Origin of the sequence: Streptosporangium sp. NPDC000095, assembly GCF_042899335.1 — a bacterium.
In the GTDB taxonomy this organism is placed as follows: domain Bacteria; phylum Actinomycetota; class Actinomycetes; order Streptosporangiales; family Streptosporangiaceae; genus Streptosporangium.
Window position 1 is genome coordinate 154,228 of record NZ_JBIAZS010000008.1, and the last position, 24,749, is coordinate 178,976.

Sequence of the window (24,749 nt, forward strand, 5' to 3'; positions counted from 1 at the left end):
ATCGTGAGAATCTGAGCCCGAGGCGACCATGCGGCGATGCTTGCGGCGAGTACTCGTAGACGGGTGAGAGTCCCCACAGCAGCGGGGACCCTCACCTCAAGCGGCCACCGGACAGAACCAGCGGATCTCAGATGAAAACTCGCCTTAGCCTGCGGAGTCTGATCAGCTCAGGCGAGGTGGTCGAATTCGCCGTCTCTGGCTCCGGACAACCACGCGTTCCACTCGCCTGGAGTGAACACGAGCGTTTCCTCCGTGGGGGTGAGACGCATCGCTATGTGGGCGTCGACGAACGCGATCGACAGGTGGGTGTCGCCGGGGTTGGGAGTGGACAGCCATTCGGCGGCGGCCAACCCGAGGGCTGCTGCTGCCGGTTTGGGCAGGTGGGATGGTGTTTCGGGAAGTTGAGAGGGCAGGTCGTAGGAGCCGTTCCGCGCCTCGGTCACCAGGGATCTCCAGGCATCGGGGGTGCACAGGAGCCGGGGTCCTTCCGGGTTCTTGGAATCGCGGATGGCGACCCCGGACGGCATCGGCTTCATCTGGACACACTGCTGGCCACTGCCGCTGTAGCTGCTGGTGATCCAATTCTGATCATCGGTCATCAGATCGCCTTTCTCACGTCCTTGATCAGCGTCACCGACTCATCGGGGGCGAGGGCTTTCTCACGCGCGACCTCGACGGCCCGGTTATATCGGGCGACGTCACCGGGTGCCTCCACGAAGATATCTCCGAAAAGTCCCTCCTGATAGGCCACGGGAGGGTCTTCCTTGTCAGGAAAGTCCAGAATGGTGAATTCGCCGTCCAAACCGGAGTAACTGCCTGCGGCGAGAGGGACGACCTGAAGGGTGACCGCCGGGTGCGCGGCGACGTCGATCAGATGGTCGAGTTGGGCGCAGGCGATCTGGGTGCCGCCGATCTTTCGCCACAGGATGGCTTCGTTGAGGATGACGCTTATCTGGGGCGGTTCGGCACGAGTAAGAAGTCGGCGCCGGGTGACCCGCGCCTCGACACGTCTGCGGATCTCCTGCTCGGAGCCGTCCAACAGGGTCCCCGCGATCAGGGCGTGGGCGTATTCGGGGGTTTGCAACAGTCCCGGAATGTTGTGAACAAGGAAGGTGATCGCTGAGGCGTCGTCCTCCAGGACGAAGTACGACCCACCCTTGTACATGTCGCTGTAGGCCAACCACCAACCGCGCTTCCATGCCTCTCGGCAGAGCTTGCCGAGCGCTTCGGCCTGCGGGGAGGCTACGCCATAGACGCCGAGGAGCAGTTCGAGGTCTTCCAGAATGAGGCGGCTCTCTCCGTTTTCGACGCGGTAGATCTTCGAACGAGACCAGCCGAGTCGTTTGGCGACCTGTTCTGGGGATAGGCCAGATTTCTCACGAATGCCGCGTATTTCTCGCAGGAGCCGGCGTCCTCGGACCGACAGGCTGTATCGCATTTTCGTCACCTCTATGTCCGCTTATGTGATGACTTCTCGTGAACGCTGCTTGACGCTTCAGTCGCGAATTTGGGATTTCTCATCAATCAGCAGTTGCGGATTGAGGAAGTCTCGCATAATGATAGCCAACACAGCACGCTCCGTAGCGAGAAAGTCACGCTGAGCCCTGGCGGGCTCGACTGCGGAACTGCCTTCGTTCCCACCCGTTAGGAGCAACGATGCTCATCGAGCATGTTCCGGACCCCGGCGAGTACGGCAGAGCCCACAACCGCTTCCGAATGGTCGCCTGGTGCCTGCCTCCCGGCAACGCCGCCCGGCGGGCCCGGGAGTTGTTCCGCGACCAGTTGGGCAAACTGCTCCCGGCCCCTGACGTGCTCGACGACCTGGAGATCGTCGTCTCCGAACTCGTCACCAACGCCACCCGCTACGCCCCCGCCCCCTACGAACTACGCCTCCTGCACGACCACAACCTGCCCGTCCGCGCCGAGGTCGTCGACGCCGGAGCAGGCACCACCCTCATCGACCACCTCCTACGCCGCCCACCCACCGTCCCCGAACACCTCGACGACCTCGAACTCGGCGGCCGGGGCCTGCGCATCGTCACCGAACTCACCCACGGCCACTGCGGCACCCAATGGACCCGCCTGTGCGGCACCGGCCAACTCGGCACCGCCGTCTGGTTCGACCTCCCCACCAACCCTCAACCCCCAGACCTCCGGGGCAGCCGGGATCGTCCCCCGATCCCCTGACCCCGGAGCCGGTCCACGCCCACCACTCCCCGTCCCAGGCGTGGACCACAACGGAGGCCGACGTCCACGGACCCGCTTTCCCCCGGTCCGGGACGTCGGCCTCCCCATCCCCGCAGCGTCGGGGACGCGTCGGTCAGATCCGCGTCCACTTCTGGTTGGTGGCGCCGGTGCAGCTCCAGATCTGCACCCTGGTGCCGTTGGCGGTGCCGTATCCGGAGACGTCCAGGCACTTGTTCGCTCCGACCGCGGTGATGGTGCCGTCGGCGTTCAGGCGCCACTTCTGGTTGTTCTGCCCGTTGCAGTCCCAGATGATCACCGCGGAGCCGTCGGCGGTCCCGGCGCCGTTGACGTCCAGGCACTTGCCGCCGTAGACCCGCAGCTCACCGGCGGCGGTGGAGGTCCACCGCTGGTTGGACTGCCCGCTGCAGTCCCAGATGTGCACCGCGGCACCGTTGGCCTGCGAGGCGCCGACCACGTCCAGACACCGCCCCGACCCCACACCCCGCAGAGCACCCGTGCCCCCCGAAGGTGACGGCGACGGGGACGGGGAGATGGACGGTGAGGGGGACGGCGTGGAAGAGCCGCCGCCGTCGAGGCCGAGGAAGGTGATTGCATAGGCGAGCTGGCCGCTCATCGGCAGCTGGTGGCCGACCCCGCTGATGCTGATCCCCTCCACCGTGGCCTGGGCCGAGGTGACGCCGTACCTGGTCCGGGTCCAGTTCGACTGCGGACGGTCGGTGAACGCCGGAGTCTGGCTCAGCCCGTGCAGGTTCGTCCACTGCTTGATCTCTTCACCGAAGTTGTTGTAGTGCAGCGTCGTGTCCGTGCTGCCGTGCCACAGTTGCATCCGTGGGTAGCGCCCGGTGTATCCGGGATACATCGACCGGGCCTGGTCGCCCCACTGCTGCGCCGTCTTGATGAGTTGCCCGCCCGAGCACTGACTGTTCCACAGCGATCCGTTCGTGGTCGCGAAACACCCCGCGGGAACTCCGGAGAACGCCGAACCGGCGGCGAACACGTCCGGATACTGGGCGGCCAGCACGTTGGTCATCATCGCCCCCGAGGAGAACCCGCTGACCACGATCCGTTCCGGGTCCACGTTGTAGCGCTGCCGCGCCCAGGTGACCATCGCCATGACACCGGTGGAGTCGCCGCCGCCGTCGCGCCGCAGCGCGGCGGGGGTGGACACATCAAAGCATTTCTCGCTGCGGGTGACCTCCGGAACCACGATGACGTATCCGTACCTGTCGGCCGCGGTCACGTAGTCGTGCCCGTTGCCGTTGAAGATCGCGCCGGCCGACCCGCCGCAGTAGTGGGTCAGCACCAGCAGTGCGGGCCGTGCCGCGACCCTGTCCGGCACGTAGATGTACATGTTGAGGTTCGTCGGGTTGGTTCCGAAATTCGTCACCCGGGTCAGGGCCGCGGCGGACGCCGACGGTAGCCCGACGAGAACTCCGGCGGAGGCCAGGCACAGGACGACGGCCGCCAGCACCGCTCTGATCATGCGTTTCACTCGTTCGCCTTTCGTTTCCGGTCGACCCGCGCCGGTTGAACCCGCTGCTCCTCACCGGGACACCACGAAGGGACGCATGGCGAAGCGAGGTTGTGGATGTCGACGTGGACCGCCATGATGCGGAGGGCCGCGAAGCGCCTCCACACTGCGCCCGTGTGATCCGGCCACAGAGGTTCCGGAAGGAGCGCGTCCCCGGGGCCTCGCCTCTAATTACGGTCGGAGTCACGAGGCCCGTCAAGACCTTAAGCCTGCTTATTTCACCATTCGCACACCGAGGGTCCGGCCACGGTTAGCCGTTTTACCCCTTCAACAGCGGTGATGCCCAGCCCCACAGGTATCCGCGCCGACCATCCTCATATGAACCGTTCAGATATGTCGTACTCATCGGACAGCGTGGGCTCCTGAGGCAACCTCGCGTCGAACCGTGCGGGTTCGAGCGGCCGGGCGCACTTCGCCGTGGAGTGTTCTCCTCCATGGCCGCACCCCGGACAGGGCCTCCGCGATGAAACTTTCAGTCATCCGAAGATCGACATGGTCCCGGGTCCGGCTCGCACCCCGATTTCCTGCCGCACCGTATGGCGTGATCATTCTACCGACGGCCGTCGGATCGGCTCCTCTCCCGTGCACCCGTCGGCGGGCCGTCATCGCCGGTCCGTGACGACCTGCGTCACCCCGTGGATTCCGGGCCGGATCATCGAACCGATTCGCCTCAACCACCGAATCCGGGGCTGAGCATGACCCGGCCGACGCCCGACAGAGGTCAGCAGCGCCCGAAACCATGCGTTTACTTCTATAACACACGTTGTTGACATCACTGACAGCGAAATCTAGGCTGCGGTCGAATCGATTCGACTTAGGGACATCCCGGTTTTCGAGCCCCCACCCCCCACGAAGCCATTCCACTCACATGTGCGCGCAGCACTCACGAGTGAGGAGAGCCGAAGATGAACGTTGGCGACATCGTCCGCCGAGCCCGACTGTGGCGTCTCACGCCATCGCTCCCAGCCCATCCGCCCCGCCCTCACGCGTCTGAGACGCCAGAGGCGGACATCACCCCCGGCAGGCGGCACAGAGGCCGCCGCGCGATCGCCGCCTTTCTCGCCGTCGGCGCCCTCGTCGCGGGCCCCGTCGTGACGTCCGCCACGCCGGCCCAGGCCGCGGACCAGTCCATCGCCGTCGACTTCTCCGCCGGCGGTGGCACTCCGACCTACCGTGCCTCCGGCTGGATCTACGGCATGACCGAGAACGCGTCGGGCCCGCCCAACCAGTACTTCACCGACGTGAAGTTCCGGTACATGCGGGCCGGTGGGGCACAGCTTGACAGCCCGGGTGGCTGGGTGTCGGGCAAGTACGACCGACGGTGGAACGCCACCCGTGCCCAGTTGCTGCGCACCCGGTCACTGGGCGGGGAGTTCATCCTGCTCGTCCACGACCTGTGGGGCGCCGACGGCTACCCGATCTCGCGCTTCCCCGGCGACAACGGCAACTGGACGGACTACGACAACTTCCTCACCCGTCTGATCAACGACGTGCAGGCCACCGGCGCCCCGGTGCAGTGGGACCTGTGGAACGAGCCCAACATCACCCTGTTCTGGAACCGCCCGATCTCCCAGTACCTCGAACTGTGGCGCCGCACCTACCAGCGCGTCCGGGCCGCGTTCCCGACGCAGCTCATCGTCGGACCGAGCTGCGCGTGCGTGCCGTCCACCGGCCACGCCTTCTGGAACCAGTACCTCGACTACGTCAAGGCCAACAACGTGGTTCCCGACATCATCAGCTGGCACTCCCTGCCGGGCGACCCGGTGGCCAACGTGGCGGCGGCCGACACCACGTTGAACTCCCGTGGCATCCCGCACCCGCGGCCCTACCAGATCAACGAATACGGGGCGTCCAACGAGCAGAACCCCGCCGACGGCGCCTGGTACATCGCGCGCCTGGAGCGGGCCGGCGCCGACGGCCTGCGCGCCAACTGGGCGGGCGGAGGAAACCTGCACAACGACCTCGGCAACCTGCTCGTCCGCAACTCGTCGGGCCAGTACCAGCCGAAGGGCGAATGGTGGGCCTACCGCTTCTACGGCTCGCAGACCGGCCAGATCGTGTCCGTCACCCCCAGCGCCTCGTACGACGCGTTCGCCACCAAGGCGGCGGGGACGGCCAAGATCCTGGTCGGCGGCGGCACCACGACCGGCAACATCGCCGTCAACCTGCGGCGCCTGGACGCCACCAGCGGCATCGTGGAGAACAACCAGGTGAGGGTCGTCGCCGAGCGCATCCCCTACAACGGCGGCGGCGCCGTCACGGCCCCGGTCACCGTCCAGAACTCCGTGGTGACCCTGTCCGGCAACGGCACGACGGTCAACCTGCCGCACACCGCCATCGACGACTCCTACACCGTCACGCTGCTGCCCCCCTCCGACCCGGGCCCCGGTCCCGGCCCTGGCCCCGACCCCGGGTCGACGTCGGTGTTGCGCAACGTCAACGCCGGCCGGTGCCTGGACGTGCCGAACTCGACCACCACCAACGGCACCCAGCTCCAGCTGTGGGACTGCGGCAGCGGCACCAACCAGCGCTGGACCTCCACCTCCGGTAAGCAGCTGCAGGTGTACGGCAACAAGTGCCTGGACGCCTCCGGGCAGGGCACCGCCAACGGCACCCAGGTGATCATCTGGGACTGCAACGGCGGAACCAACCAGCAGTGGAACATCAACGGCGACGGCACCATCACCGGCGTGCAGTCCGGCAAATGCCTGGAGGCGAGCAACTTCGGGACCGGCAACGGAACCAAGGTGCAGCTGTGGTCGTGCACCGGCACGAGCAGCCAGAAATGGACCAGGAGCTGACCCACCGGCACGTGGAGTGCCTGGACTCCATCCTGACCTGGCCGCGCCTGCCATCGCGGCGGGGACGACGGTGAGAGGCCCGGCGGCGAGATCCTTCTCGCCGCCGGGCCGGTTGAGGGGCACCGTCGGCCATCAGGAAGTTCTTCCAGGTGAGCGGTCATTCTCCAGGGCTGGAGCTCGTGGAACGCGTCGTGGGTGAGCGGGATCTGTCCAAGAGTGAACCGCTGCAACAGCGCCGCCGCATTCCCGGGATGGTTGCGGCGCACCGCCAGTCAGGCCGGCCCGCTGCCGGGCTGCTCCATCCCCCTGAGCAGGTCGAACAGGGGCCTCGGCTCCGGGCGGATGCGGCCGGTTCCATGTCGGCCGGAGTGCAGGAGGGGATGTCGCAGAGCGCGGACATCACCTGCATGGACAGCCGTTGGGAGTGCCGGAGACCAGGTGGTGGACCTGAGAGGCCGACAGGTCGATGCCGCGCTCACGTAGGAGCGGCACCAGTTCGGTGGCCGTGTAGATGCGCCGGCCGGCCATGATCTCGCGTAGTTTCCAGGTGTAGTCGACCTTGCGTTTCATCATTTGTTCCCCGTCTGGTCCTGGAGTGCGGCGGCGACGGCGTCTAGGTGCCGCGCGATCGACGTGATCGTCCGCTCGCCCTCCAGCACCATGCGGACGGCTTCTTCCTTGAACTCCAGCGAGAACCGCCTACGACGCCTCGCCACACACCTATCCCTTCCAGGCTGTGGATTAGCAAATCCTGATTGAATGCCGTCCCGTACCCTTGGTACGGGACGGCATTCACCCTATTTCCGAAAGGAGAAAAATGGCTAGTCGCCACCTCTATGATTTGCTTGAGGCTCATTGGGGAGGACCCATTGACACCTTCGCTGCCGTGTGGAGCGAAGGCCTCAGTGTAGAGGAAACCGCTTCCAGGATCGAGGCTGACCTCAATAGCGCATACAAGGTCACTCTGGCCAACCTGGCAGAAGGGTTCGAGGGTGATCAAATTCCCGATGACTACGAAGGGATAGTCTTGATTGGGGAATTCGAATCGTGGTCGCTGACCCTTCAGGTGCAATGGTTAGATGTAACCGAAAAGAAAGTATTGTCTACGCTCTCACGCGATGGCGGTTGTGCAATTGGCATCAACTGGCATAGCGGGGGTGACAATCATCGCATCTTCCATGCAGTTGATGGGTTGACAGTCGACGATGCTCCCATGATGTATATTCCCGAGTCCTTAAAGCCTTACGCTCACGGACTAACAATGCCGGAAGACTGGGACGTTCCTGTTGACCAGGGATCCCCAACGGAAGAAATGGTTACAACAAGCCTGATCCTCATCGGCCGAATAGTCGGCCGGGAGATTGACCAAGAATGGCTTGAGGTCCCACACATGAGGTTTATTATTCGCCGAAATATTTGACTGATTTACTTTTAGCGCCATCTGGTTGCCGAGGCATTCAAGCGGACATGGACGGCACTAGCAACGCATTCGCCTCCACAGTAGTCCAATGGAAAAATGTTTTCCGGCAGCGTAGCGTCGAGCCATTAAATTTCGCCTCGGCCCTCTGTCTTTCAGCAGAGGGCCGAGGCGAATCGGCAGCTAGTTCGAATATGACATAATTGCCTTATGCGTGAAATGCTAATCCGAGGAGCGTCATGACGGATTTCGGGCCTACAGGATGGTCTGGCATCAAAGGGTACGGCTAGGGTGATCTTGAGGCGGTTCGCGTTAGGCTGGAAGCGGGTGCCGATCCGAACTCGGGCGTCTACGCCTTCGGCGGCTACGACGGAAAACCTTTGCACCTCGCGGCCGAATGGGGAACCCCTGAGTCGGTGACCGAGCTGGTCCGTCGCGTCGACGACGTGGACGCCGAGTACGACGACCGGACCGCCCTGTGGGTGGCTGTCTTCGCCCGCCGTCTGGATAACGCCCATGTTCTGGTCGCCGCCGGAGCGGACCCGTGGCGGCCCATGATGGCGGGATGGTCTCCTGGACGGCTCGCCCTCGCCGGTCCGGCGCCCGACCTGTTCCCCGTCCTCGCAGGGCACCCCGGCCTGTCCCCTGCTGAGGCCGCGACGGTCGCGGAGGCACGACGCTTGATCGCCGCGCTGGGGAATGCCGGCGAAGAGACCGTGGGCGTGGCGTGCGTGGCGAACATCACCGCCAACGAAGCCGCCCGGCGGATGGAAGCCCAGCCGGTTGATGAAGCCGATATCGAGGCGGTCCTGGATGATCCGTGGTCTAATCCCGATGGCAGCCTGGGAATCGTCGGGGTCACCGACGTTCCCGGCGGATGCGTCGTCACCCAGCCATGGGGATACGCCCCCTCCACTCCTGAAGTGATCCTGCCGTTGTCGGTGGGAACGGTCTGCTACAGCATGTTCGCCAACCCCAAGAGCGGCAACCAAGGAGCTGTGAGTCGCGACGGCGTCCTCGAGGACTCGGATACACATCCCGGTGGCGGCGACGCCGGTGGACACCTGACAGCTGACGAGATTCTCGCTGAGTACCTATACCAGGGCCAGGCCGTAGCCTATTGCTGCGCTGCGGCGGGACTGCGAGTGCCCGACGCGCGGGCCGTTGTCGGCCCACCGGATCTGTGGTTGCGGCTGCCAGAACGAGATCGTTGAAGCTGGAGCGACCAGTCGGCCTTGGCGACGTCTGTCAAGGCTGCTTAAAATCCACCTGCGGCACCTACTTCGTCGAGAACCGCCTACGACGCCTCGTTACACACCTACCCTCTTCCAGACTTCTGGCGGCTTATAGAGCCAACTGCCCGGAACTTGTAGGTCACCTCAGCTGGGTAGTCATTAGCGCGGTCTCCTGGATCAACGCCCACGAAATCCAACCGAGCGACGTGCTCTGTCGAGCGGTCCCGCAAGCCGTCGTTTAATGCGTGTCGGGACTCCTGGGGCGGATGGCATGCTGAAGGTGTGAGCGAATCCGATCTCCACCTGCGTATCGCCCCCGAGTTGCTGCTGTTCCTGCCCGCGCGACGGCGACGCGAGTGGCAGCGGGTGACACCGGACGGGACGTCGACTCTGGGCCATGTCGTGGAGTCGATCGGCGTTCCGCTGCCCGAGGTGGGGCCGCTGATCGTCGAAGGCGCGGAGGTCGGCACGTCCTATCAGCCCGTCGCCGGTGACGTGGTCCATGTTCACGCCGTGCCCCGCCCTCAGCGGGTGCCGCTCGAACCCGGCCAGGACGCGCCCCGGTTCCTGCTCGACGTCCACCTGGGCACTCTCGCGCGACGGCTCCGGCTGCTGGGCGTGGACGCGACCTATCACAACGACATGGACGATCCCTCCCTCGTCGCCGAGGCGAACAGGGAACGCCGCGTGCTGCTCACCCAGGATCACGGCCTGCTGTGCCGCCGGGCGCTCTGGCTCGGCGCCTACGTACGAGGCACCAAGGCGAACGACCAGCTTCGCGACCTGCTGGAGCGGTTCGCGCCGCCGCTGCGGCCGTGGACCCGCTGCACCGCCTGCAACGGGGAGCTGGCCCCCGTCGACAAGAGCGAGATCGACCGCCTGCTGGAGACCGGGACGAGGCGCTCCTACGACGTCTACGGCCGATGCTCGGAGTGCGGGCAGATCTACTGGCGTGGCGCGCACAGCGAGCATCTGGAGGAGATCGTACGGTCGGCCCTGCGCACGACCCGCCAGGAGTCACAGGTCGGCGGGGAGTCGCGCTGAGGCGGGCCGGAGACGGCCTGCCCGGTTGTCGCCGGTCCCGGTCAGCTGGATGTCGCGGCGGAGTATGAGAGCTTCCGGTCACACTGCGGGATGTCGCGGCGCGGCATGAGGGCCTTCGGGGTGCCGCGCTGCGGATCTCGCCGATCCGCACCGGCCCCGAAGGCCCTCACCCCACTACGGCCGCCCCGCACCGGACCGGTGCGGGGACGACACTTCTAGCGCTGCCAGACGCGCACGTAGTCGACCTTGAAGTCGGCCGGGAAGGTGGTCGAGGCGTCCGGGTCGCCCAGCCAGCCGCCGACCTGGAAGTTGATCCGCAGGTGAAACTTGCGCTTGTAGCTCGCGTCGGAGCCGAAGGTCTCCTTCAGCCAGGCGGGCGTGTTGCCCTCCCGGCGCCAGATCTCCTTGCCGTCGATGTACCAGCGGATCACCCCGGGCTCCCACTCGGTGGTGTAGGTGTGGAAGCCGCCGCCCGGGTAACCGCTCGGGAAGGTGTAGCGGAAGTCGCTCTTGGTGGGCGTGTAGTCACGGAAGATCGCGGCGGTCGCGGCCTTGTAGTACTTGGCACCGCCGGGAAGCTCGGTGACGTCGATCTCGCCGTTGCCCCCGTCGTCCGGCCTCATCCAGAAGGCGGGCCACAGCCCCGTGGAGTTGGTCGGCCCGTTCGGCGACTTCGCGCGCACCTCGAAGCGGCCGTAGGCGAACGACGCCTTGCCCTTCGTGTCGAGGTAGGCGGTCGTGTAGTGACGGGTCGTGCCGGCGCACTTCCAGTCTTCCTTGAGTGCCCGCACCGTCAGGATGCCGTCGCGGACGAACTGGTTCTCCGGCCTGCTGGTGATGCAGGCGCGGTCGTAGTCCACGGAGCTGTCCTTGGGGTTCCACTTCTTGGTGTCGAGCGCGGTGCCGTCGAACTCGTCGGACCAGACGAGCTTCCACCCGGGCGGGTTCGTGGAGGTCGCCGTCGGTGTGACGGTCGGCTTCACGGTCGGTGTGGCCGTGGGCGTGACGGTCGGTTTCACCGTCGGCGTTGCCGTGGGCTTCGCGGTCGGCGTGGGGGTGGCCGTGCCGCCCGTGGTGTAGGTGACGACGAGGCGTGGCCGGATCGCCGCGTTGGAGTTGTCGGCGGAGGCCCAGTAGGTGCGGGTGTTCCTGGTCGACTGGCGGACGGCGAAGGTCACCGCGCCGTTGCCCGTGACGGCCGAGGAGACGTCCCAGGCGTTGTAGCCCTTGGTGACCGCGCTGGAGGAGTCCAGCGCGGAGCCGAGCGTCGGCCTGCTCTCCCAGGTTCCGGGGCTCGAGGCGCCGCCGCTCGCCTTGTGGGCGGTGGTCGTGGTCGCGGCGAAGGCGTTCCAGGAGTACAGCTCCAGGCGGGCCTTCACGTTGCCGGCTCCGGCGGGAAGGCCGGCGACCGTGAAGGCGACGACCGCCTGCCGCTCTCCGGCGGAGTTCCCCTCGCAGGACTGCGGGCAGGTCGCGAGCGTCGTCTTGGCGCTGCCGTTACCGTCCTGGGACACCTGCGAGTAGGAGGTGTCGGCCGACGGCTTGATCGTGACGCTCGGCGCCGCCGCCGAGGCCACGCCACCTCCCCAGATCGTGACGAAGGCACAGGTCGCGGTAAACGCCGCGACGAGGTGCCTTCTCGGGAGTCGCGAGCCTCTCGGCCGCGAGTTTCCCGAGCGCGAAACTGTCATCTTCTTCCCCCATGGAATGTCATCGGACCGCTGCTGCAAGCGGTCCATGATCATGTGAACGGGATGAAGATAACAGCGAAAATCAGGGGCTGTCGTTTTTTGAAAATTTGGACGGTTCCATTCTGATACTGCCGTTCACCAGCATCTTTGACGGAAATCTCACCCTGTCGGTCAGCTCTCCTTCGCCGCGCAGGAGTGACGAACCGCCGGTAGGTGCGGGTGGCCGACCGGCCTCCCGCACCTCCGCCACGACGGAGAGCGAGTCGTCTACGGGGCGAGCCGGTGCAGGTCCCGGGGGAAGAGCGTGACCTGGCGGATGTTCTGCACGTCGAGCAGGCGTGCCATGAACCTCTCCAGCCCGAAGGCGAAGCCGCCGTGCGGCGGCATGCCGGAGCGCATCGCGTCGAGATATCCCGAGTACGCCGACAGGTCGCTCTCACCACGCGCGGTCAGCGTTCGCACGTAGTCGTCGTGGCGGTGCATCCGCTGGCCGCCGCTGACCAGCTCCAGGCCACGGAATATCAGGTCGAACGCGCGTGAGTGGCCGGGGCGCGCCGGGTCCGGATGGGTGTAGAAGGCGCGATGCGCGGTCGGGTACCCCTCGACGAACACGAAGTCCGAGCCGTGCTCGCGCGAGGCCCACCCCCCGATCCAGCGCTCGTGCGCCGGTGCGAGGTCGGGCTCGTCGGTGATGTCCTCGCCGGTCGCCTTGCCGATCATCTCAAGGACGTCGGAGAAGTGCACCACCACGGGGTTCTCCGGCAGTACCGGCATGGTGACGTCGAGAAGGTCGAGCGAGGGACCGGCCGCCGCCCGGATACCGGCCAGCATGCCCGCGACCGTCGCGTGGCACGCGGCGATGACGTCGCGGTGGTCCTCGACGAAGCCCATCTCGGCGTCGAGGGACGTGTACGACGCCAGGTGGCGGGCGGTGTCGCTCGGCTCGGCGCGGAAGACCGGTCCGACCTCGTAGACCCGCTCGAAGACGCCGACCATGATCTGCTTGTAGAGCTGGGGCGACTGCGCCAGGTAGGCCGGGCGGCCGAAGTAGTCGAGTCGGAAGACGTTGGCGCCGCTCTCGGTCGCCGCGCCCACGATCTTCGGGGTGTGGATCTCGACGAACGACATGGCTTCGAGCACCGCACGGAAGCCGCCGACCGCGGCCGCGCCGATGCGGTGGACGGCGGCGAGCTTCGGGTGGCGCAGGGCGACCGGCGCGTGGTCGAGCATCGTCGGCAGGCTCGCGCGCAGATCGGGCCGATAGAGGTCGAACGGGACCGGTTGCGCGGGGTCGGTCAGTGCCTCGATCACCGGCGAGGTGATCTCGACTCCGCCAGGCGCGGACCGCTCGGCGGTGACCGTGCCGACGACGGAGACCGTCGTCTCCTCCGGCAGGGCCTCCAACTGGGCGCGGACGGTTTCCTCCGACACCACGACCTGGGTCAGGCCCGTGGCGTCGCGCAGGATCAGGAAGGCGACCGACTTCAGGAGTCGGCGGCGGTGAATCCAGCCCGCGACGTGTACGGTCTCACCGACGTGCGCGGACAGCTGGGTGGACAGGATGCGTTGCATGGTGGTGACCTCCTTGAGTTCGCAACGCGTCCCCTGAGAGGCGTGGGCGAGCGGGATCCTCGCGGTACCACCACACCTTCGCCACGCCGCCGGTTGGTGCGGCGCGGCCTCGGCAAACCCGTGACGTGGGCGATTCGGCGGGGCTCTACTGGGCCCGGAGGCCGTTCTTCCCCGCAGCTCGGAAGGGTCTTCGCGCCCCGGCCGGAGTCCGCCTTCGCAGCTGCCGGCGGCTCTCTCCGACTCCGGTGATCGAGGCTCTACTCGTCTTCGTCATCGCTGTTGATCGCCACTTTATCCGGCCTCCCTCGCACCTGCCCAGCTCATTTACCCGGTTCAGAGCACCTTGCGCGCACCGGGCAGGGCGCGGACCAGGTACGCCGTCGCCCAGCAGAGCGGCAGCGCGAGCGCGGTGAGCAACGCGCCCTTCGCGACCGCGGGCGCCTGCACGTCGCGAAGTGCGTACCCCAGGGCGACGAGCACCACCGGATGGATCACGTAGACGGCGTAGGCGTGCGCCGACAGGAACCGGCGGCGGCGCCCCTGGTGGCCGAGCCGCTCCCGGAACAGCACCAGCAGGCCGAGGATGACGCCGACGGCGAGCACCGACTCGCAGGTCGCCGCTGTCAGGGACGCCAGGGTGCCGTGGCCCAGGATCCCCTCTCCCGCGAAGATCAGGCAGAGGACGAGCACGACCGCGGCGACGGCCGCGACGGCGAACCCGGCCCGGCCGGCCGTTCTGGACAGGCCCTCCAGCCAGCCGCGCCTGGCCGCGACCAGCCCGACGACGAACAGTGCCACGTACTGCGGCAGGTAGGCGGGTGAGGGCAACCCCAGCACGGAGATCCCCATCGGCACCACGATGCGCCACAGGTAGGTGACGAGGGCCAGCCCGACGGTGAACCCGATGATCGCGACGGCGCCGGGCGCCCGCCCCGCGACCCGGGCCGGTTCGGACGCGCGCCGGTCCTCGCCGGTGAGGTGCCGCCAGAGGACGTAGAGCACGCTGAACACCAGCAGCACCTCGACGAACCACATCGGCCCGGGTGTGAACGAGCTCAGGTAGAACTCCCAGTAGGGCAGCTCACTCCCCCGCTGGACGGCGGCGTCCCTCGCGGCGGTGTACCGGCCGACGGTCACCAGGGGGCGGAGCACCAGCAGCCAGAGCAGCAGCGGGACTCCCAGGCGCAGCAGCCGCTCCTTCAGGAATCGCCGGGTCCCCCTGCGGTCGTAGGAGCCCGGCACGAAGAGCCCCGAGACGAGGAAGAAGGCGCCCATGAAGAACGCCTGGTTGAGCACGAGCAGGATGTCCAGCAGCGTTGCCGAGGAGTCGGCCGGGGGTTCGACGTAGTACCAGCGCGGCACGTTGCTGTAGGCGATCACGGAGTGGTGGACCACCACGAGTGCCATCAGGGCGGTGCGCAGGTTGTCGACGTAAAGGAGCCGCGGGCGGGTGCCGGACGGCGTGGCCGGCCGGTTGACGGACTGTGTCATCGATTCGACGTCTCTCCGCGAGGTTCGGCCCGAGCGGCGTGCTCGAACAGGTCCGCCAGTTCTTCCGCGTGCGCTTCCAGGTCGTGGTCGGGGTGGGCCACCCAGTAGGCGAACATGTCGTCGATCGCGGCCTGCACGGTGACGGACATCACGCGGGGGTCGAAGGAGCGGAACTCGCCGCTTTCCTGGCCGCGGCGGAACAGCGCCTCCCGCGCTTCGTAGATCGGCTCGTTGAAGGCGATGCCGTAGCGCGGCCTGCCGTCGGGGGTGCGGAGGTTGTTGAAGATCTCTCCGAGGGCGAGCAGTTGGGCGCGGTGGCCCCGCATGTACTCGGCGACGGCGCGGAAGCTCGCCCGCAGCTCGCCGGCGACCGTGGTCTCCTTGTCCGTCCGCGGCAGGACGAAATCGGCGATCTCGTGGTAGACCCGCTCGACGATCTGCTCCATCACCTCGGTCTTGCCGGCGAAGTGGTACGAGATCACGCCCTTGCTGATCCCGGCGCGCTCGGCGATGCGCGCCAGCGAGGTGTTGGCGTAGCCCAGCTCGGTGAAGGTCTCGATGGCGCTGTCGACGATCTGCTTGCGGCGGGCCTCCTCGATGAACGATTTTTGGCCACTCGACTTATTTTTTGGCCGCATGGTCAAAAAATAGTGCGAACGGCCAGAGGCCGCAACCCGACGGGTCGCGGAAATTCGGGGACAGGACGCGTCCGGGTAGATAGCCACATCGTGTTGCTATAGTTCGCGACATGTCGTCGCCAAATTCTCGTCAAAGTTGGCTGCCTCTCTTCGTGCTCGCGGTCGGTGTGTCGATGATCGTCATCGACGCGACGATCGTGAACGTCGCCGTTCCGGCGATAATCGACGATCTAGGGCTCACGGTCACCGACGTGGAGTGGGTCAACTCCCTCTACCTGCTGGTGTTCGCGTCCCTGCTCATCCCGCTTGGCCGCATCGGTGACCAGCGCGGCAGGCCGCAGCTGTTCGCCGCCGGCATCGTGGTCTTCCTGGTGGCGAGCCTGCTGGCGGCGATCGCGGGAAGCGGCGCGATGCTGATCGCGGCCAGGGGAATCCAGGGAGTGGGCGCCGCGATGGCCACGCCCATGACGCTCGCGATCATCAACTCCACCTACTTCGGCAGGCGGCGAGTGATCGGATTCGCGATCTGGGGCTCGATCATCGGCGGTATGGCCGCCATCGGACCGCTGGTCGGCGGCTGGCTGGTCACCGACTACGGCTGGCGCGCGGCGTTCTGGATCAACCTGCCCATCGGAGCGCTGGTCCTGCTCGGCGCACTGCGAATCCCCGCCTCCCGTGAGGATCGGGCCACCGGCCACGACCCACTGGGCATCGTGCTGATCGTGCTGGGCATGTTCTCCATCGTCTTCGGCCTCATCGAGGGGCAGAAGTACGGCTGGCTCACTCCCCTGCGGGCCGCCGAACTCTTCGGACTGCGGTTCGAGGAAGTCTCCCCCGTGCCCTTCGCGTTCGGCATCGGCATCCTGGCCATAGCCGTCTTCATCCTGCTGGAGCGGCGACGCAGGCGGGCCGGGCGTCCCGTGCTGATCGACCTGACGCTGTTCACCCTGCCCGGCTTCCGCTACGGCTCGATGACCGCGATGATCGTGGCGCTGGGCGAGTTCGGCGTGATCCTGGTGCTGCCGCTGTTCCTGCAGGCGGCGCTCGGGTACAGCGCGTTCACCGCCGGTCTCGTCATCGCCACCCTCGCCGTGGGCACCTTCCTCGCCGGCGGCGCGGTCCCCGCCCTGACCAGGAAGGTGAGTTCACGGACGGTCGTGCAGATCGGCCTCGCCCTGGAGGTCGTGGGCGCCATCGGCCTCGGCCTCTCCCTGGAGGCCGACATGAGCGTGTGGCGGATCGTGCCCTGGATGGTCGTCTACGGCTTCGGCATCGGCTTCGCCACGGCCCAGCTCACCAGCGTGCTGATGGCCGACGTACCCGCCCGGCAGGCGGGCCAGGCCTCCGGCTTGCAGAGCGCGATCCGCCAGGTCGGTGCGGGGCTGGGGGTCGCCATCCTGGGCGGCGTGCTGGTCACCGGACTCGGCTCGTCGGTCGAGAAGACCATGGCCTCCTACCCCGAGCAGGTCCGCACGAGCGTGGCGAACGCCGTGCGGGAGAGCGGTGGCGCGGCCATCCCGGGGCTGAGCGATCCTGCCGTCCACACGGCGGCGGTCGCGGGTGCCACCGAGGCGACCCGCAGGGTGCCGGTCATCACCGGGCTGATCCTGCTGGCCGGGCTCGGCTTCACGTTCCTGCTCCCGCGTACCGCCGCTCCCACCCGGGGCCGTGATGGCGCGGGCGGGGAAGAAGACGGGGAGAATGACCGTGACGGAGCGGGGACGCCCGAGCCGGACGGCGGAGGGCGCCGACAGGAGGTGTAGATGCCAAGGATCAGCGCGGCGACCGTCGCCGACCACCGAGCCAATCAGCACGCCGCCCTGCTGGAGGCGGCACGCGAGATCCTGGCCACGCGGGGTGTGCACGCGCTCACCCCGGCGGCGGTGGGTGCCCGGATCGGCCTGGCCCGATCGAGTGTCTACCGTTACTTCTCCTCCACCGCCGACATCCTCGCCCAGCTCACCGAGGAGGGCTTCCCCCGCTGGGCCGGCCGGCTGCGCGCCACCGTGGCGGCCCCCTCGCCCGGCGGATCGGCCACCCCACTCGACGAGCGGCTTCTGGCGTACGGCAGGGTCGCGCTGGAGTTCGTCGGCAGTACCGACTACGCGCTGGTCCCGGCGGTGCAGACGCTCGGACTGCCGGCCGAGTGCCTGACGCGACTGGAGGAGTTGCACGCGTCGCTCATCGAACCGCTCTGCGAGGTGCTCCGTGAGGCGGGATACGACCACCCCGCCCTGCGGGCCGAACTCGCCTGGGGCGTCCTGCGCGCAGGCACCCGACGCCTCGCCTCGGAGTCCTCCGGCGAGGCCGGCGCGAAGGACACGACCGAGATCATCGAGATCACCCTCGACATGTTCTGCCGGACCCTGCGCTGACCTTCCACTTCACCGGGTGCGCTCCAGCCCTGGTCCCGGTGGTCAGGCGAACAGGGCGCGGCCCCAGTAGTCGCCCGCGTCGCGCACGCCCGGCGGGCAGGCGAACAGGCCGCTGGAGACGTGCTTGATGTACTCGTTGAGGGAGTCCTTGCCCGCCAGGGAGCGCTGCACGGTGACGAACTGCCGGTGCGGGTCGCGCTGGTAGGCGATGAAGAACAGCCCGGCGTCCAGCCGGCCCAGCCCGTCGGAGCCGTCCACGTAGTTGTAGCCGCGGCGCAGGAGGCGGGCACCGCCGTTGTGGGACGGGTGCGCGAGCCGCACGTGGGCGTCGTCGAGGATGAGCGGATTACCGTCGGCGCCCTTCGCCTCGAAGTCGATGGCGTCGAACTCGTTCTTCCCGCCCAGTGGGGCGCCCTCGCCCTTGTCCCGGCCGAAGATCTGCTCCTGCTCGGCCAGCGGCGCCCGGTCCCAGGTCTCGATCATCATCCGGATCTTGCGGGTCACCAGGTAGCTGCCCCCGGTCATCCAGTCGGCGCCGTCGCCGGGGCCCACCCACAGCTGCTCCTTCAGCAGCTGCACGTCCTCCAGCTTGAGATTGGCCGTGCCGTCCTTGAACCCCATCAGGTTGCGCGGCGTCGCCTGCGCGCGCGAGGTCGACGAGGTGCGGCCGAAGCCGAGCTGGGACCAGCGCACCGAGACCCGGCCGAAGCCGATCCGCGCCAGGTTACGGATGGCGTGCACCGCCACCTGGGGGTCGTGCGCGCACGCCTGCACGCACAGGTCGCCACCGGAGATCTCCGGCAGCAACGCGTCACCGGGCAGGTGCGGCAGGTCGGCGAGCGCGGCCGGCCTGCGAGAGGCGAGCCCGAACCTGTCGTCGAACAGCGACCCGCCGAAGCCGACGGTGAGCGTCAGCCCGGAGGCGGGCAGGCCGAGCGCCTCGCCGGTGTCGTCGGGCGGCGCCTCGGGCTGGCCGCCGATCGCGCCGAACGTGCCCGCCTCCTGGCCCTGCGTCATCCGCGCCGCCGCGGCGGTCCACTCCTGCAGCAGCTCGGCCAGCTCCGCCTTCTTGTCGGTCGTCACGTCGAAGGAGACGAAGTGCAGCCGGTCCTGTGCCGGGGTGACGATGCCCGCCTGGTGCTCACCATAGAAGGGGACGGCGTCGGAGACGGCGGCGACCGTGGTGGGCGCCGGCTCGCCGCCGATCCCGCGTACCGCGACCACACCCGCGCCGGCGGCCGCCACACCGGCCGCCCCCATGCCGAACAGTTTCCTGCGGCTGATCCGCTCGCTCACCGAACCCCTCCTCTCATCTGGGACGATCGTTACTTCGCCACCACAGCGGCGATCTTGCTGATCGGTTCGGCGAGTGCGTTGATCGCGTCCGACAGCTTCTTGAGGTCGTCCTTGGACAGCTCGGTGTGCAGCTTCCAGCCGTCGCCCTTCCGGTGCGCGCCGAGCGCAGCCTCGGCCCCGGCGAACTTCTCGTCCAGCGTCTTCACCAGTTCCGGGGCGCGCTCCTCCAGGACGGGGCGGAGCGCCTGGACGGCGGCCTTGGAACCCTGCAGGTTGGCGTCGAAGTCCCACAGGTCGGTGTGCGAGTAGCGGTCTTCCTCACCGGTGATCTTCCCGGAGGCCACCTCGTCGAGCAGGCCCTTGGCGCCGTTGGCGAGCAGCACCGGCGACAGCTCGGCGGAGTTGGACTGCTCCACGATGGTCTTGATGTCGGCCATCAGCTTGTCGGCGATCGGGCCGTCCTCGCTGACGTCCTTCTTGACCCACAGGTCCTTCTCGATCCGGTGGAAGCCGGTCCACTCCTCCCCCTCGGCCACGTCGTTCTCCCGGGCGTCGATGGCCGGGTCGAGATCCCCGAAGATCTCCGCGACCGGTTCGATCCGCTCCCAGTAGGTGCGGGAGACCGGAAAGAGCGCCTTGGACTTCTCGATGTCCTCGGCCTTGACCGCGTCGACGAACTCCTGCGTCTTGACCAGCAGAGTGTCGCTCTGCGACTTGATGTAGCGCTTGTAGCTCGCGGTCGCCCCGGCGAGCTGGGCGTCGTCGCTGAGCGGCTTGTGCTCGCCGGTGACCTTGAGCGGGCCGCGGACGCCCTTGCCGACCATGCCCGGCTTGCAGGCGGTCTCGTAGCTGCCGGTCGGCAGCTCGACGATCACCTCGCGGGTGAGGCCCGGCACGATGTTCTCCACCTCGCCCATGACCCGGTCGCCGGGGGCGTACACATAGAACTCGGTCACCTTGGTGCCACCGTTGGTGATCGCGAACGTCGAGGTGCCCGCGGCCACCTCGGTGACCGCGACCTTGCACTCGGTGTCGGTGGCGGCCACCGCGATGGGGCCGCCCTTCTCCGGTGCGGCGGAGGTGCCCGCGCCCGGGGCTGCGGTGGGCTCGGCGGAGCAGGCCACGAGACCGGCGAGGGCGAGGACACCCGCGGCGACGGCAAGGGAAGTACGCATGATCGTCCTGTTCGGGAAGTCTCAGCCCGCGGGCTGCGGGTCGGTGGAGGGAGTGACGGTCGACGGGGTCGGGCGGTCGCGCCGCGGCCGCAGGAAGAGGATGAGCGTGGGCACCGCGTAGGCGGCCCAGGCCACCGTCTCCAGCACGCTCGGCTGCGGGGTGATGTTGAACATCCCGGACAGCAGGGCGCCGTACCAGGAGTCGGCGGGCAGCGCGCCGCTGATGTCGAAGGCGTAGGTGGACAGGCCCGGCAGGACACCGGCCTCCTGCAGGTCGTGCACGCCGTACTTGAGAATGCCGGCGGCGACCAGGATCAGCAGCAGGCCCGTCCAGGTGAAGAATTTGGACAGGTTGATCCGCATCGCGCTTCGGTAGATGGCCCAGCCCAGCGCGACCGCGGTGAGCAGGCCGAGGCTGATCCCGATCAGCGGGACGGCGGTGGCGGTCGCCCCCTGCACGGAGGCGAAGAACAGCAGCGCGGTCTCCAGGCCCTCACGTGCCACGGCGAGGAAGGCCATCACGACCACCGCGACCGCGCCGACCTCCAGGGCCTCGCTCAGCCTGGCGCGCAGGTCGCCGGAGATCGTCCGGGCGGCACCCCGCATCCAGAAGATCATCCAGGTGACGAACACGGTGGCGAGCAGCGAGGTGACCGCCTCGAACAACTCCTGCTGCCGGTATTCCAGATGGGCGACGGTGAAGGTGAGCAGCGCGCCGAACGCGACCGACAGGACGAGGGCGGCGCCGACCCCGGCCCACACGAGGGGCAGCCGGTCGCGCCGGTCGCTCTTGACGAGGAGCGCGACGAGCACGGAGACGACGAGCGTGGCCTCCAAGCCCTCGCGCAATCCGATGAGGTAGCTGGCGAACACCGTCACTCCATAGATGGGAAGCCTTACCTAAATTAGGGCAGGGCAACCTTACTCTTCGCAAGGAGGTGATTCCCACCGGGGGCCATAAGATATGAACGAGGCGGCGATATCGCGGTATGTGTGCGGTCAAGCACTCATACCGGCTCAGCACGTTCCGGGTGCGGTGGGTGAGCCACCCTCTCCTCCGGAAGGCGGCCCGGTCAGAGATATCCCCACTCGGCGCAGATCTCCCGGAGCTCCTCCGGAACCTCGTCCCGGGCGGGCAGCGGCCGGCCGGGCTGGACCCTGCCGGTTCTGATCTTGTCGCGCCAGTCTCCGATGCCCTTCACGAACTCTCCGTGCTCGTGGTCGCCGTAACGGACCATGCCCGGCTCGTAGTCGATCCCGAGGTGGGCGCAGACTCCGCGCATCTCCTTCTCGGGGGCGGCGACGACTCTCTCGTAGGTCAGGGTGAGCCCGTCGAGCCGCCGCCGCGCCTCGGTGAGGTAGCGCATGTACCGCAGGGTGTGCTGGATCGCCTCCTCCCAGGGGCGTTCCAGCGGATCGGCCTCGTGCCACGACAGGGCGATCGAGGCGGGATGGCGCATCAGGAAGATGTAGCGCGCGTCCGGCCAGCAGGTCGCGAGGCGACGATGGGCGAAGACGTTGCTGGGCGTCTTGTCGACGATGATCTGCTTGCCGCTTCCGGTCAGCTCACGGTGGAGCATGCGATCCCACAGCAGGTGCTCGATGTCGCTGGTGGAGAAGCCGAGCGTCTCCATCGCCTGCCGCAGTGGATCGGTGGTCAGCGTGACCGCCAGCCGTCGTACATGTAGTTCGTGCGGTGCGTGGATCCGGGAATGGCTGTTGAGCATGACCCGCAGCAGGGTGGAGCCCGACCTCACCGGCGACAGCACGAACACCGGCTCGCGCACCAGCCGGTCGAGCTTGGGATCGGCCGGTGGCCGGGGGACGTCGGCGGGTGGTTGTGGCGCCGGAGGCGGCGGTGCGACCTCCCGCCGCACCCTGCTGACGCTGTAGCCCGTCATCCCTTCAAGAGCCGTGTTGACCCTGGTCTTCCATCCCATGGTCGAGCACCGTAGTGACCCCAGGCGTCCGGAAAGTTAACGTGACCTGTGTGTTCACCGTGCCGGGTGGTGCGGTCGGCACCGCACCACCCAGCCGTCCTCAGGTGCGGAACGGACCGGTCACGCAGTAGGTGATCCCCCCGGAGGAGGAACCCGACGTGCCGCGCTGGGAGGAGAAGTACAGGCGATTGCCCGCGGGGGTGAAGGCCGGACCGGTGATTTCCGAGGATCCCTGACCGTTGACGCGCAGGAACGGGGAGACGGTGTCGTTGGGAGTGATCAGGCAGATCTCCATGTTGCCGCCGTCCTCGGCGACGTAGAGGTCACCGAAGGTCGAACCGGTGATGTTGTCCACGCCGGTCAGCGGCGCGGTGCCGGGGCTGACGAGGTTGTCGTCGTAGGCGAGTTCGTAGGTACCGGCGGCGACGTTGACCTGCCAGACCCTGTTGTCGCCCTTGGTGGTGAACCACACGGTGTCGTCCGCGTAGTGGCATCCTTCGCCGCCGTTGAAGGACTTCGATCCGGAGACCTGGCTGCGGGTCGCGGTCGGGGAACCATCGGGATCGGGAACGTTCGCCCAGGTGAAGGAGCCCGAGGTGGCCGAGCCCGCGCACAGCACCTGCAGCGTGCCTGAGGACAGGTCGCCCCAGACGGAGGGGACGAAGCGGTAGAACCGCCCGTTGCTCTCGTCCTCGGTGAGGTAGACGACCTTGCGGACCGGGTCGGCGGCGGCCGCCTCGTGTTTGAAGCGGCCCATGGCGGGACGCTGTGTCGCCGCGCCACCGAAGGGACGGGTCTCGTAGACGTAGCCTCGGTCGACCTCCTCACATGACAGCCAGGTGTTCCACGGTGTCGCGCCGCCCGCGCAGTTCTGCCGGGTGCCCGACAGGATCGAGGCGGCCGAGACGGCGTTGCCCGCCGCGTCGAAGCGGATCGCCGAGGCGCCGCCGCCGGGGTTGATCTCCGAGTTGGACACGTAGATCCAGCCGCTGCCGTCGGCGAAGCAGGCACCACCGTCGGGAGCGCTGTGCCAGGTGTAGGAGGTGCCGGGTACCACCTGGCCGGATCGGGCGACCACCCGGCTGGTGAACCCGGCGGGAAGCTGAATGCCGTTGGCGTCGGCGGCCAGCAGGGGACCATAGGGGCCTGTGGCGTTCTGGGCCGGGGCCGCGAGGGCTCCCTGCCAGAGGCTTCCGGTGAAGGCCAGGGTGCTCGTGCCGAGCACCGAGGCACGAAGGAATGTGCGGCGTTCCATCGACGAACCTCCAGGACGAGGATCAGCAGAACAACTTCCCGAGTGATCTCGACGGTAGGAGCACCGGTGAACGGCTACCCGTGAATCTGGTTAATGAATCATGGCCGACATATGCCGTTTAAAAGGGAAAGAGCGCAATATTCCCATGCAACTCATTCGTCTCGATGGACCCTAGGCCTGCCGGACGAACCCGCCGCAGGCCCGGTGGTTCACCCTCGGCGGGCGGCACGATGGTAGACGCCCGGGGTGATGCCGTAGTAGCGGACGAACCAGCGGGTCAGGTGGCTCTGGTCGGCGAAGCCGGTCTCCGCGGCGACGTCCGCGATCGGCAGGCCCCGAGACAGCAGCCCGCGAGCCGCGCGCAGGCGGACCTGCCGCTGGTACTCGCTCGGCGCCATCCCGTACGCCGCACGAAAGGCCCGATAGAGGGTGAACCTGCTGGATCCGGACAGGGCGGCGAGGGAGTCGGCGGTGTGGTCGGTCCGGTAGTCCTCCTCGAGCAGTTCCGCCGCGCGCCTCGCGAGGCCCGCCGTGCCCCGGCCTCCCGCCCGGAACCTCGGGCTTCTCGTGACGGGACCGCTGAGGGCCGCGCGGCGGACCAGGGCGGGGACGACCGCGTCCAGCAGCTCGTCCGCGACCAGGGCCGGGGCTCCGCCGAGGATCGCTGTGTGCAGACGGCCCAGCCCTCCTACGAGCACCGGGTCGTGGACGACCGGCTCTGCGAACAGCGGCAGCCCGACCGCGCGGTCCGCGACCCCGGCCAGCGCGGCGGAGACGAGCTCGGGGCCGATGTGCACGATCCGGTAGGTGAAACCCAGCTCGTCGGCCGCCCAGCCGTCGTGCGGGTCGTCCGGGTTGAACGCCATCACCATCCCCGGCGTGCTCGTGTGGCCCGCCCCCCGGCAGGTGAACGCCTGCCTGCCGTCGTCGGTGATCCCGAAGGAGTAGGTCTCGTGACTGTGCCGGTGGTAGGTGTGCCGCTCGAAGTGGGCGTGCATCGCCTCCAGCCCCAGCCGGGGCGAGCGCCAGTAGCGCGACCAGTCACCGGACATGGACCCATTCTCGCGCCGCACGAGCGTT

The 24,749-nt window shown here is 67.7% G+C and carries 21 protein-coding genes and 1 pseudogene; 7 read left to right on the plus strand and 15 right to left on the minus strand.

Annotated elements, in window-relative coordinates; genetic code table 11:
- Positions 1-167: 167 nt before the first annotated feature.
- Positions 168-599 (minus strand): DUF397 domain-containing protein, encoded by a 432-nt coding sequence (locus ACFY3V_RS19535; protein ID WP_362901498.1) that lies wholly within the window; start codon positions 597-599, stop codon positions 168-170.
- The gene (locus ACFY3V_RS19540; protein ID WP_362925592.1) at positions 599-1,438 is read right to left on the minus strand and encodes a helix-turn-helix transcriptional regulator; all 840 of its coding nucleotides are present in this window, start codon (positions 1,436-1,438) and stop codon (positions 599-601) included. The genes ACFY3V_RS19535 and ACFY3V_RS19540 overlap by 1 nt, the downstream gene beginning before the upstream one ends.
- A 218-nt stretch (positions 1,439-1,656) precedes the next feature.
- Here ACFY3V_RS19540 and ACFY3V_RS19545 point away from each other — a divergent pair, with 218 nt between their 5' ends.
- On the plus strand, positions 1,657-2,187 hold the full coding sequence (locus tag ACFY3V_RS19545; protein WP_389774999.1) for an ATP-binding protein: 531 nt from the start codon (positions 1,657-1,659) through the stop codon (positions 2,185-2,187).
- A gap of 133 nt (positions 2,188-2,320) precedes the next feature.
- Here the strand turns inward: ACFY3V_RS19545 and ACFY3V_RS19550 are convergent, their stop codons facing one another.
- Entirely contained in the window at positions 2,321-3,691 is a 1,371-nt protein-coding gene (locus tag ACFY3V_RS19550) for a PHB depolymerase family esterase (RefSeq protein ID WP_362901522.1), read from the minus strand.
- A gap of 953 nt (positions 3,692-4,644) precedes the next feature.
- Between ACFY3V_RS19550 and ACFY3V_RS19555 the strand changes: the two genes are divergently transcribed.
- Positions 4,645-6,540 carry a ricin-type beta-trefoil lectin domain protein gene (locus ACFY3V_RS19555; protein WP_389775002.1) on the plus strand — a complete coding sequence of 632 codons (1,896 nt, stop codon included), beginning with the start codon at positions 4,645-4,647 and terminating at the stop codon, positions 6,538-6,540.
- A 399-nt stretch (positions 6,541-6,939) separates the two neighbouring features.
- On the opposite strand, the gene ACFY3V_RS19560 is transcribed toward ACFY3V_RS19555, so the two are convergent.
- Together ACFY3V_RS19560 and ACFY3V_RS19565 are read right to left on the minus strand one after the other, a co-directional pair.
- On the minus strand, positions 6,940-7,110 hold the full coding sequence (locus ACFY3V_RS19560; protein ID WP_389775005.1) for a hypothetical protein: 171 nt from the start codon (positions 7,108-7,110) through the stop codon (positions 6,940-6,942).
- Positions 7,110-7,256, minus strand: coding sequence for a transposase (locus ACFY3V_RS19565; protein ID WP_389775008.1), 147 nt, complete (start codon positions 7,254-7,256; stop codon positions 7,110-7,112). Before ACFY3V_RS19565 ends, ACFY3V_RS19560 begins: the two co-directional genes overlap by 1 nt.
- Before the next feature lie 101 nt (positions 7,257-7,357).
- Here ACFY3V_RS19565 and ACFY3V_RS19570 point away from each other — a divergent pair, with 101 nt between their 5' ends.
- The 3 genes and pseudogenes from ACFY3V_RS19570 (at position 7,358) to ACFY3V_RS19580 (ending at position 10,236) form a co-directional block, all read left to right on the plus strand.
- Positions 7,358-7,960, plus strand: a complete 603-nt coding sequence (locus ACFY3V_RS19570; protein ID WP_389775011.1) for a hypothetical protein — start codon at positions 7,358-7,360, stop codon at positions 7,958-7,960.
- Positions 7,961-8,259: 299 nt separating this feature from the next.
- Positions 8,260-9,171, plus strand: a pseudogene (locus tag ACFY3V_RS19575) (ankyrin repeat domain-containing protein); the annotation flags it as partial.
- A gap of 303 nt (positions 9,172-9,474) precedes the next feature.
- On the plus strand, positions 9,475-10,236 hold the full coding sequence (locus ACFY3V_RS19580; RefSeq protein WP_389775014.1) for a Mut7-C RNAse domain-containing protein: 762 nt from the start codon (positions 9,475-9,477) through the stop codon (positions 10,234-10,236).
- 215 nt (positions 10,237-10,451) lie between these two features.
- On the opposite strand, the gene ACFY3V_RS19585 is transcribed toward ACFY3V_RS19580, so the two are convergent.
- The 4 genes from ACFY3V_RS19585 to ACFY3V_RS19600 form a co-directional block, all read right to left on the minus strand.
- Positions 10,452-11,813 (minus strand): family 16 glycosylhydrolase, encoded by a 1,362-nt coding sequence (locus ACFY3V_RS19585; RefSeq protein ID WP_389775017.1) that lies wholly within the window; start codon positions 11,811-11,813, stop codon positions 10,452-10,454.
- A 381-nt stretch (positions 11,814-12,194) separates the two neighbouring features.
- Positions 12,195-13,499 carry an aspartate--tRNA(Asn) ligase gene (aspS, locus tag ACFY3V_RS19590; protein WP_389775020.1) on the minus strand — a complete coding sequence of 435 codons (1,305 nt, stop codon included), beginning with the start codon at positions 13,497-13,499 and terminating at the stop codon, positions 12,195-12,197.
- Between the two features lie 333 nt (positions 13,500-13,832).
- Complete coding sequence (locus ACFY3V_RS19595; protein WP_389775023.1) at positions 13,833-14,990, minus strand: acyltransferase; 1,158 nt, start codon at positions 14,988-14,990, stop codon at positions 13,833-13,835.
- Positions 14,987-15,628: a TetR/AcrR family transcriptional regulator gene (locus tag ACFY3V_RS19600; RefSeq protein WP_389775026.1), complete on the minus strand. Its 642-nt coding sequence runs from the start codon at positions 15,626-15,628 to the stop codon at positions 14,987-14,989. Before ACFY3V_RS19600 ends, ACFY3V_RS19595 begins: the two co-directional genes overlap by 4 nt.
- A gap of 110 nt (positions 15,629-15,738) precedes the next feature.
- Here ACFY3V_RS19600 and ACFY3V_RS19605 point away from each other — a divergent pair, with 110 nt between their 5' ends.
- The gene (locus tag ACFY3V_RS19605) at positions 15,739-17,391 is read left to right on the plus strand and encodes an MFS transporter (RefSeq protein ID WP_362901475.1); all 1,653 of its coding nucleotides are present in this window, start codon (positions 15,739-15,741) and stop codon (positions 17,389-17,391) included.
- Positions 17,392-18,003, plus strand: coding sequence for a helix-turn-helix domain-containing protein (locus tag ACFY3V_RS19610; protein ID WP_362901473.1), 612 nt, complete (start codon positions 17,392-17,394; stop codon positions 18,001-18,003).
- A gap of 42 nt (positions 18,004-18,045) precedes the next feature.
- On the opposite strand, the gene efeB is transcribed toward ACFY3V_RS19610, so the two are convergent.
- From efeB to ACFY3V_RS19640, 6 genes are all read right to left on the minus strand, one after another.
- Entirely contained in the window at positions 18,046-19,299 is a 1,254-nt protein-coding gene (gene efeB, locus ACFY3V_RS19615) for an iron uptake transporter deferrochelatase/peroxidase subunit (RefSeq protein WP_362901471.1), read from the minus strand.
- Positions 19,300-19,328: 29 nt separating this feature from the next.
- Entirely contained in the window at positions 19,329-20,474 is a 1,146-nt protein-coding gene (gene efeO / locus ACFY3V_RS19620; protein ID WP_389775031.1) for an iron uptake system protein EfeO, read from the minus strand.
- Between the two features lie 21 nt (positions 20,475-20,495).
- Positions 20,496-21,347 (minus strand): iron uptake transporter permease EfeU, encoded by an 852-nt coding sequence (gene efeU / locus ACFY3V_RS19625; protein WP_362901467.1) that lies wholly within the window; start codon positions 21,345-21,347, stop codon positions 20,496-20,498.
- Positions 21,348-21,547: 200 nt separating this feature from the next.
- Positions 21,548-22,414 carry a sulfotransferase gene (locus ACFY3V_RS19630; RefSeq protein WP_362901465.1) on the minus strand — a complete coding sequence of 289 codons (867 nt, stop codon included), beginning with the start codon at positions 22,412-22,414 and terminating at the stop codon, positions 21,548-21,550.
- 100 nt (positions 22,415-22,514) lie between these two features.
- Positions 22,515-23,669 carry an alkaline phosphatase PhoX gene (locus ACFY3V_RS19635; RefSeq protein ID WP_362901463.1) on the minus strand — a complete coding sequence of 385 codons (1,155 nt, stop codon included), beginning with the start codon at positions 23,667-23,669 and terminating at the stop codon, positions 22,515-22,517.
- A 209-nt stretch (positions 23,670-23,878) separates the two neighbouring features.
- A complete protein-coding gene (locus ACFY3V_RS19640; protein WP_389775035.1) occupies positions 23,879-24,721 on the minus strand; it encodes an AraC family transcriptional regulator in 843 nt (280 codons plus the stop codon).
- Positions 24,722-24,749 lie beyond the last annotated feature (28 nt).

Bases quoted from the DNA above. Each gene is read 5' to 3' on its own strand.
- ACFY3V_RS19535 (WP_362901498.1), bottom strand. From the start codon at position 599: ATGACCGATGATCAGAATTGGATCACCAGCAGCTACAGCGGCAGTGGC.
- ACFY3V_RS19540 (WP_362925592.1), bottom strand. From the start codon at position 1,438: ATGCGATACAGCCTGTCGGTCCGAGGACGCCGGCTCCTGCGAGAAATA.
- ACFY3V_RS19545 (WP_389774999.1), top strand. From the start codon at position 1,657: ATGCTCATCGAGCATGTTCCGGACCCCGGCGAGTACGGCAGAGCCCAC.
- ACFY3V_RS19550 (WP_362901522.1), bottom strand. From the start codon at position 3,691: ATGATCAGAGCGGTGCTGGCGGCCGTCGTCCTGTGCCTGGCCTCCGCC.
- ACFY3V_RS19555 (WP_389775002.1), top strand. From the start codon at position 4,645: ATGAACGTTGGCGACATCGTCCGCCGAGCCCGACTGTGGCGTCTCACG.
- ACFY3V_RS19560 (WP_389775005.1), bottom strand. From the start codon at position 7,110: ATGAAACGCAAGGTCGACTACACCTGGAAACTACGCGAGATCATGGCC.
- ACFY3V_RS19570 (WP_389775011.1), top strand. From the start codon at position 7,358: ATGGCTAGTCGCCACCTCTATGATTTGCTTGAGGCTCATTGGGGAGGA.
- aspS (WP_389775020.1), bottom strand. From the start codon at position 13,499: ATGCAACGCATCCTGTCCACCCAGCTGTCCGCGCACGTCGGTGAGACC.
- ACFY3V_RS19595 (WP_389775023.1), bottom strand. From the start codon at position 14,990: ATGACACAGTCCGTCAACCGGCCGGCCACGCCGTCCGGCACCCGCCCG.
- ACFY3V_RS19600 (WP_389775026.1), bottom strand. From the start codon at position 15,628: ATGCGGCCAAAAAATAAGTCGAGTGGCCAAAAATCGTTCATCGAGGAG.
- ACFY3V_RS19605 (WP_362901475.1), top strand. From the start codon at position 15,739: ATGTCGTCGCCAAATTCTCGTCAAAGTTGGCTGCCTCTCTTCGTGCTC.
- ACFY3V_RS19610 (WP_362901473.1), top strand. From the start codon at position 17,392: ATGCCAAGGATCAGCGCGGCGACCGTCGCCGACCACCGAGCCAATCAG.
- efeO (WP_389775031.1), bottom strand. From the start codon at position 20,474: ATGCGTACTTCCCTTGCCGTCGCCGCGGGTGTCCTCGCCCTCGCCGGT.
- ACFY3V_RS19630 (WP_362901465.1), bottom strand. From the start codon at position 22,414: ATGGGATGGAAGACCAGGGTCAACACGGCTCTTGAAGGGATGACGGGC.
- ACFY3V_RS19635 (WP_362901463.1), bottom strand. From the start codon at position 23,669: ATGGAACGCCGCACATTCCTTCGTGCCTCGGTGCTCGGCACGAGCACC.
- ACFY3V_RS19640 (WP_389775035.1), bottom strand. From the start codon at position 24,721: ATGTCCGGTGACTGGTCGCGCTACTGGCGCTCGCCCCGGCTGGGGCTG.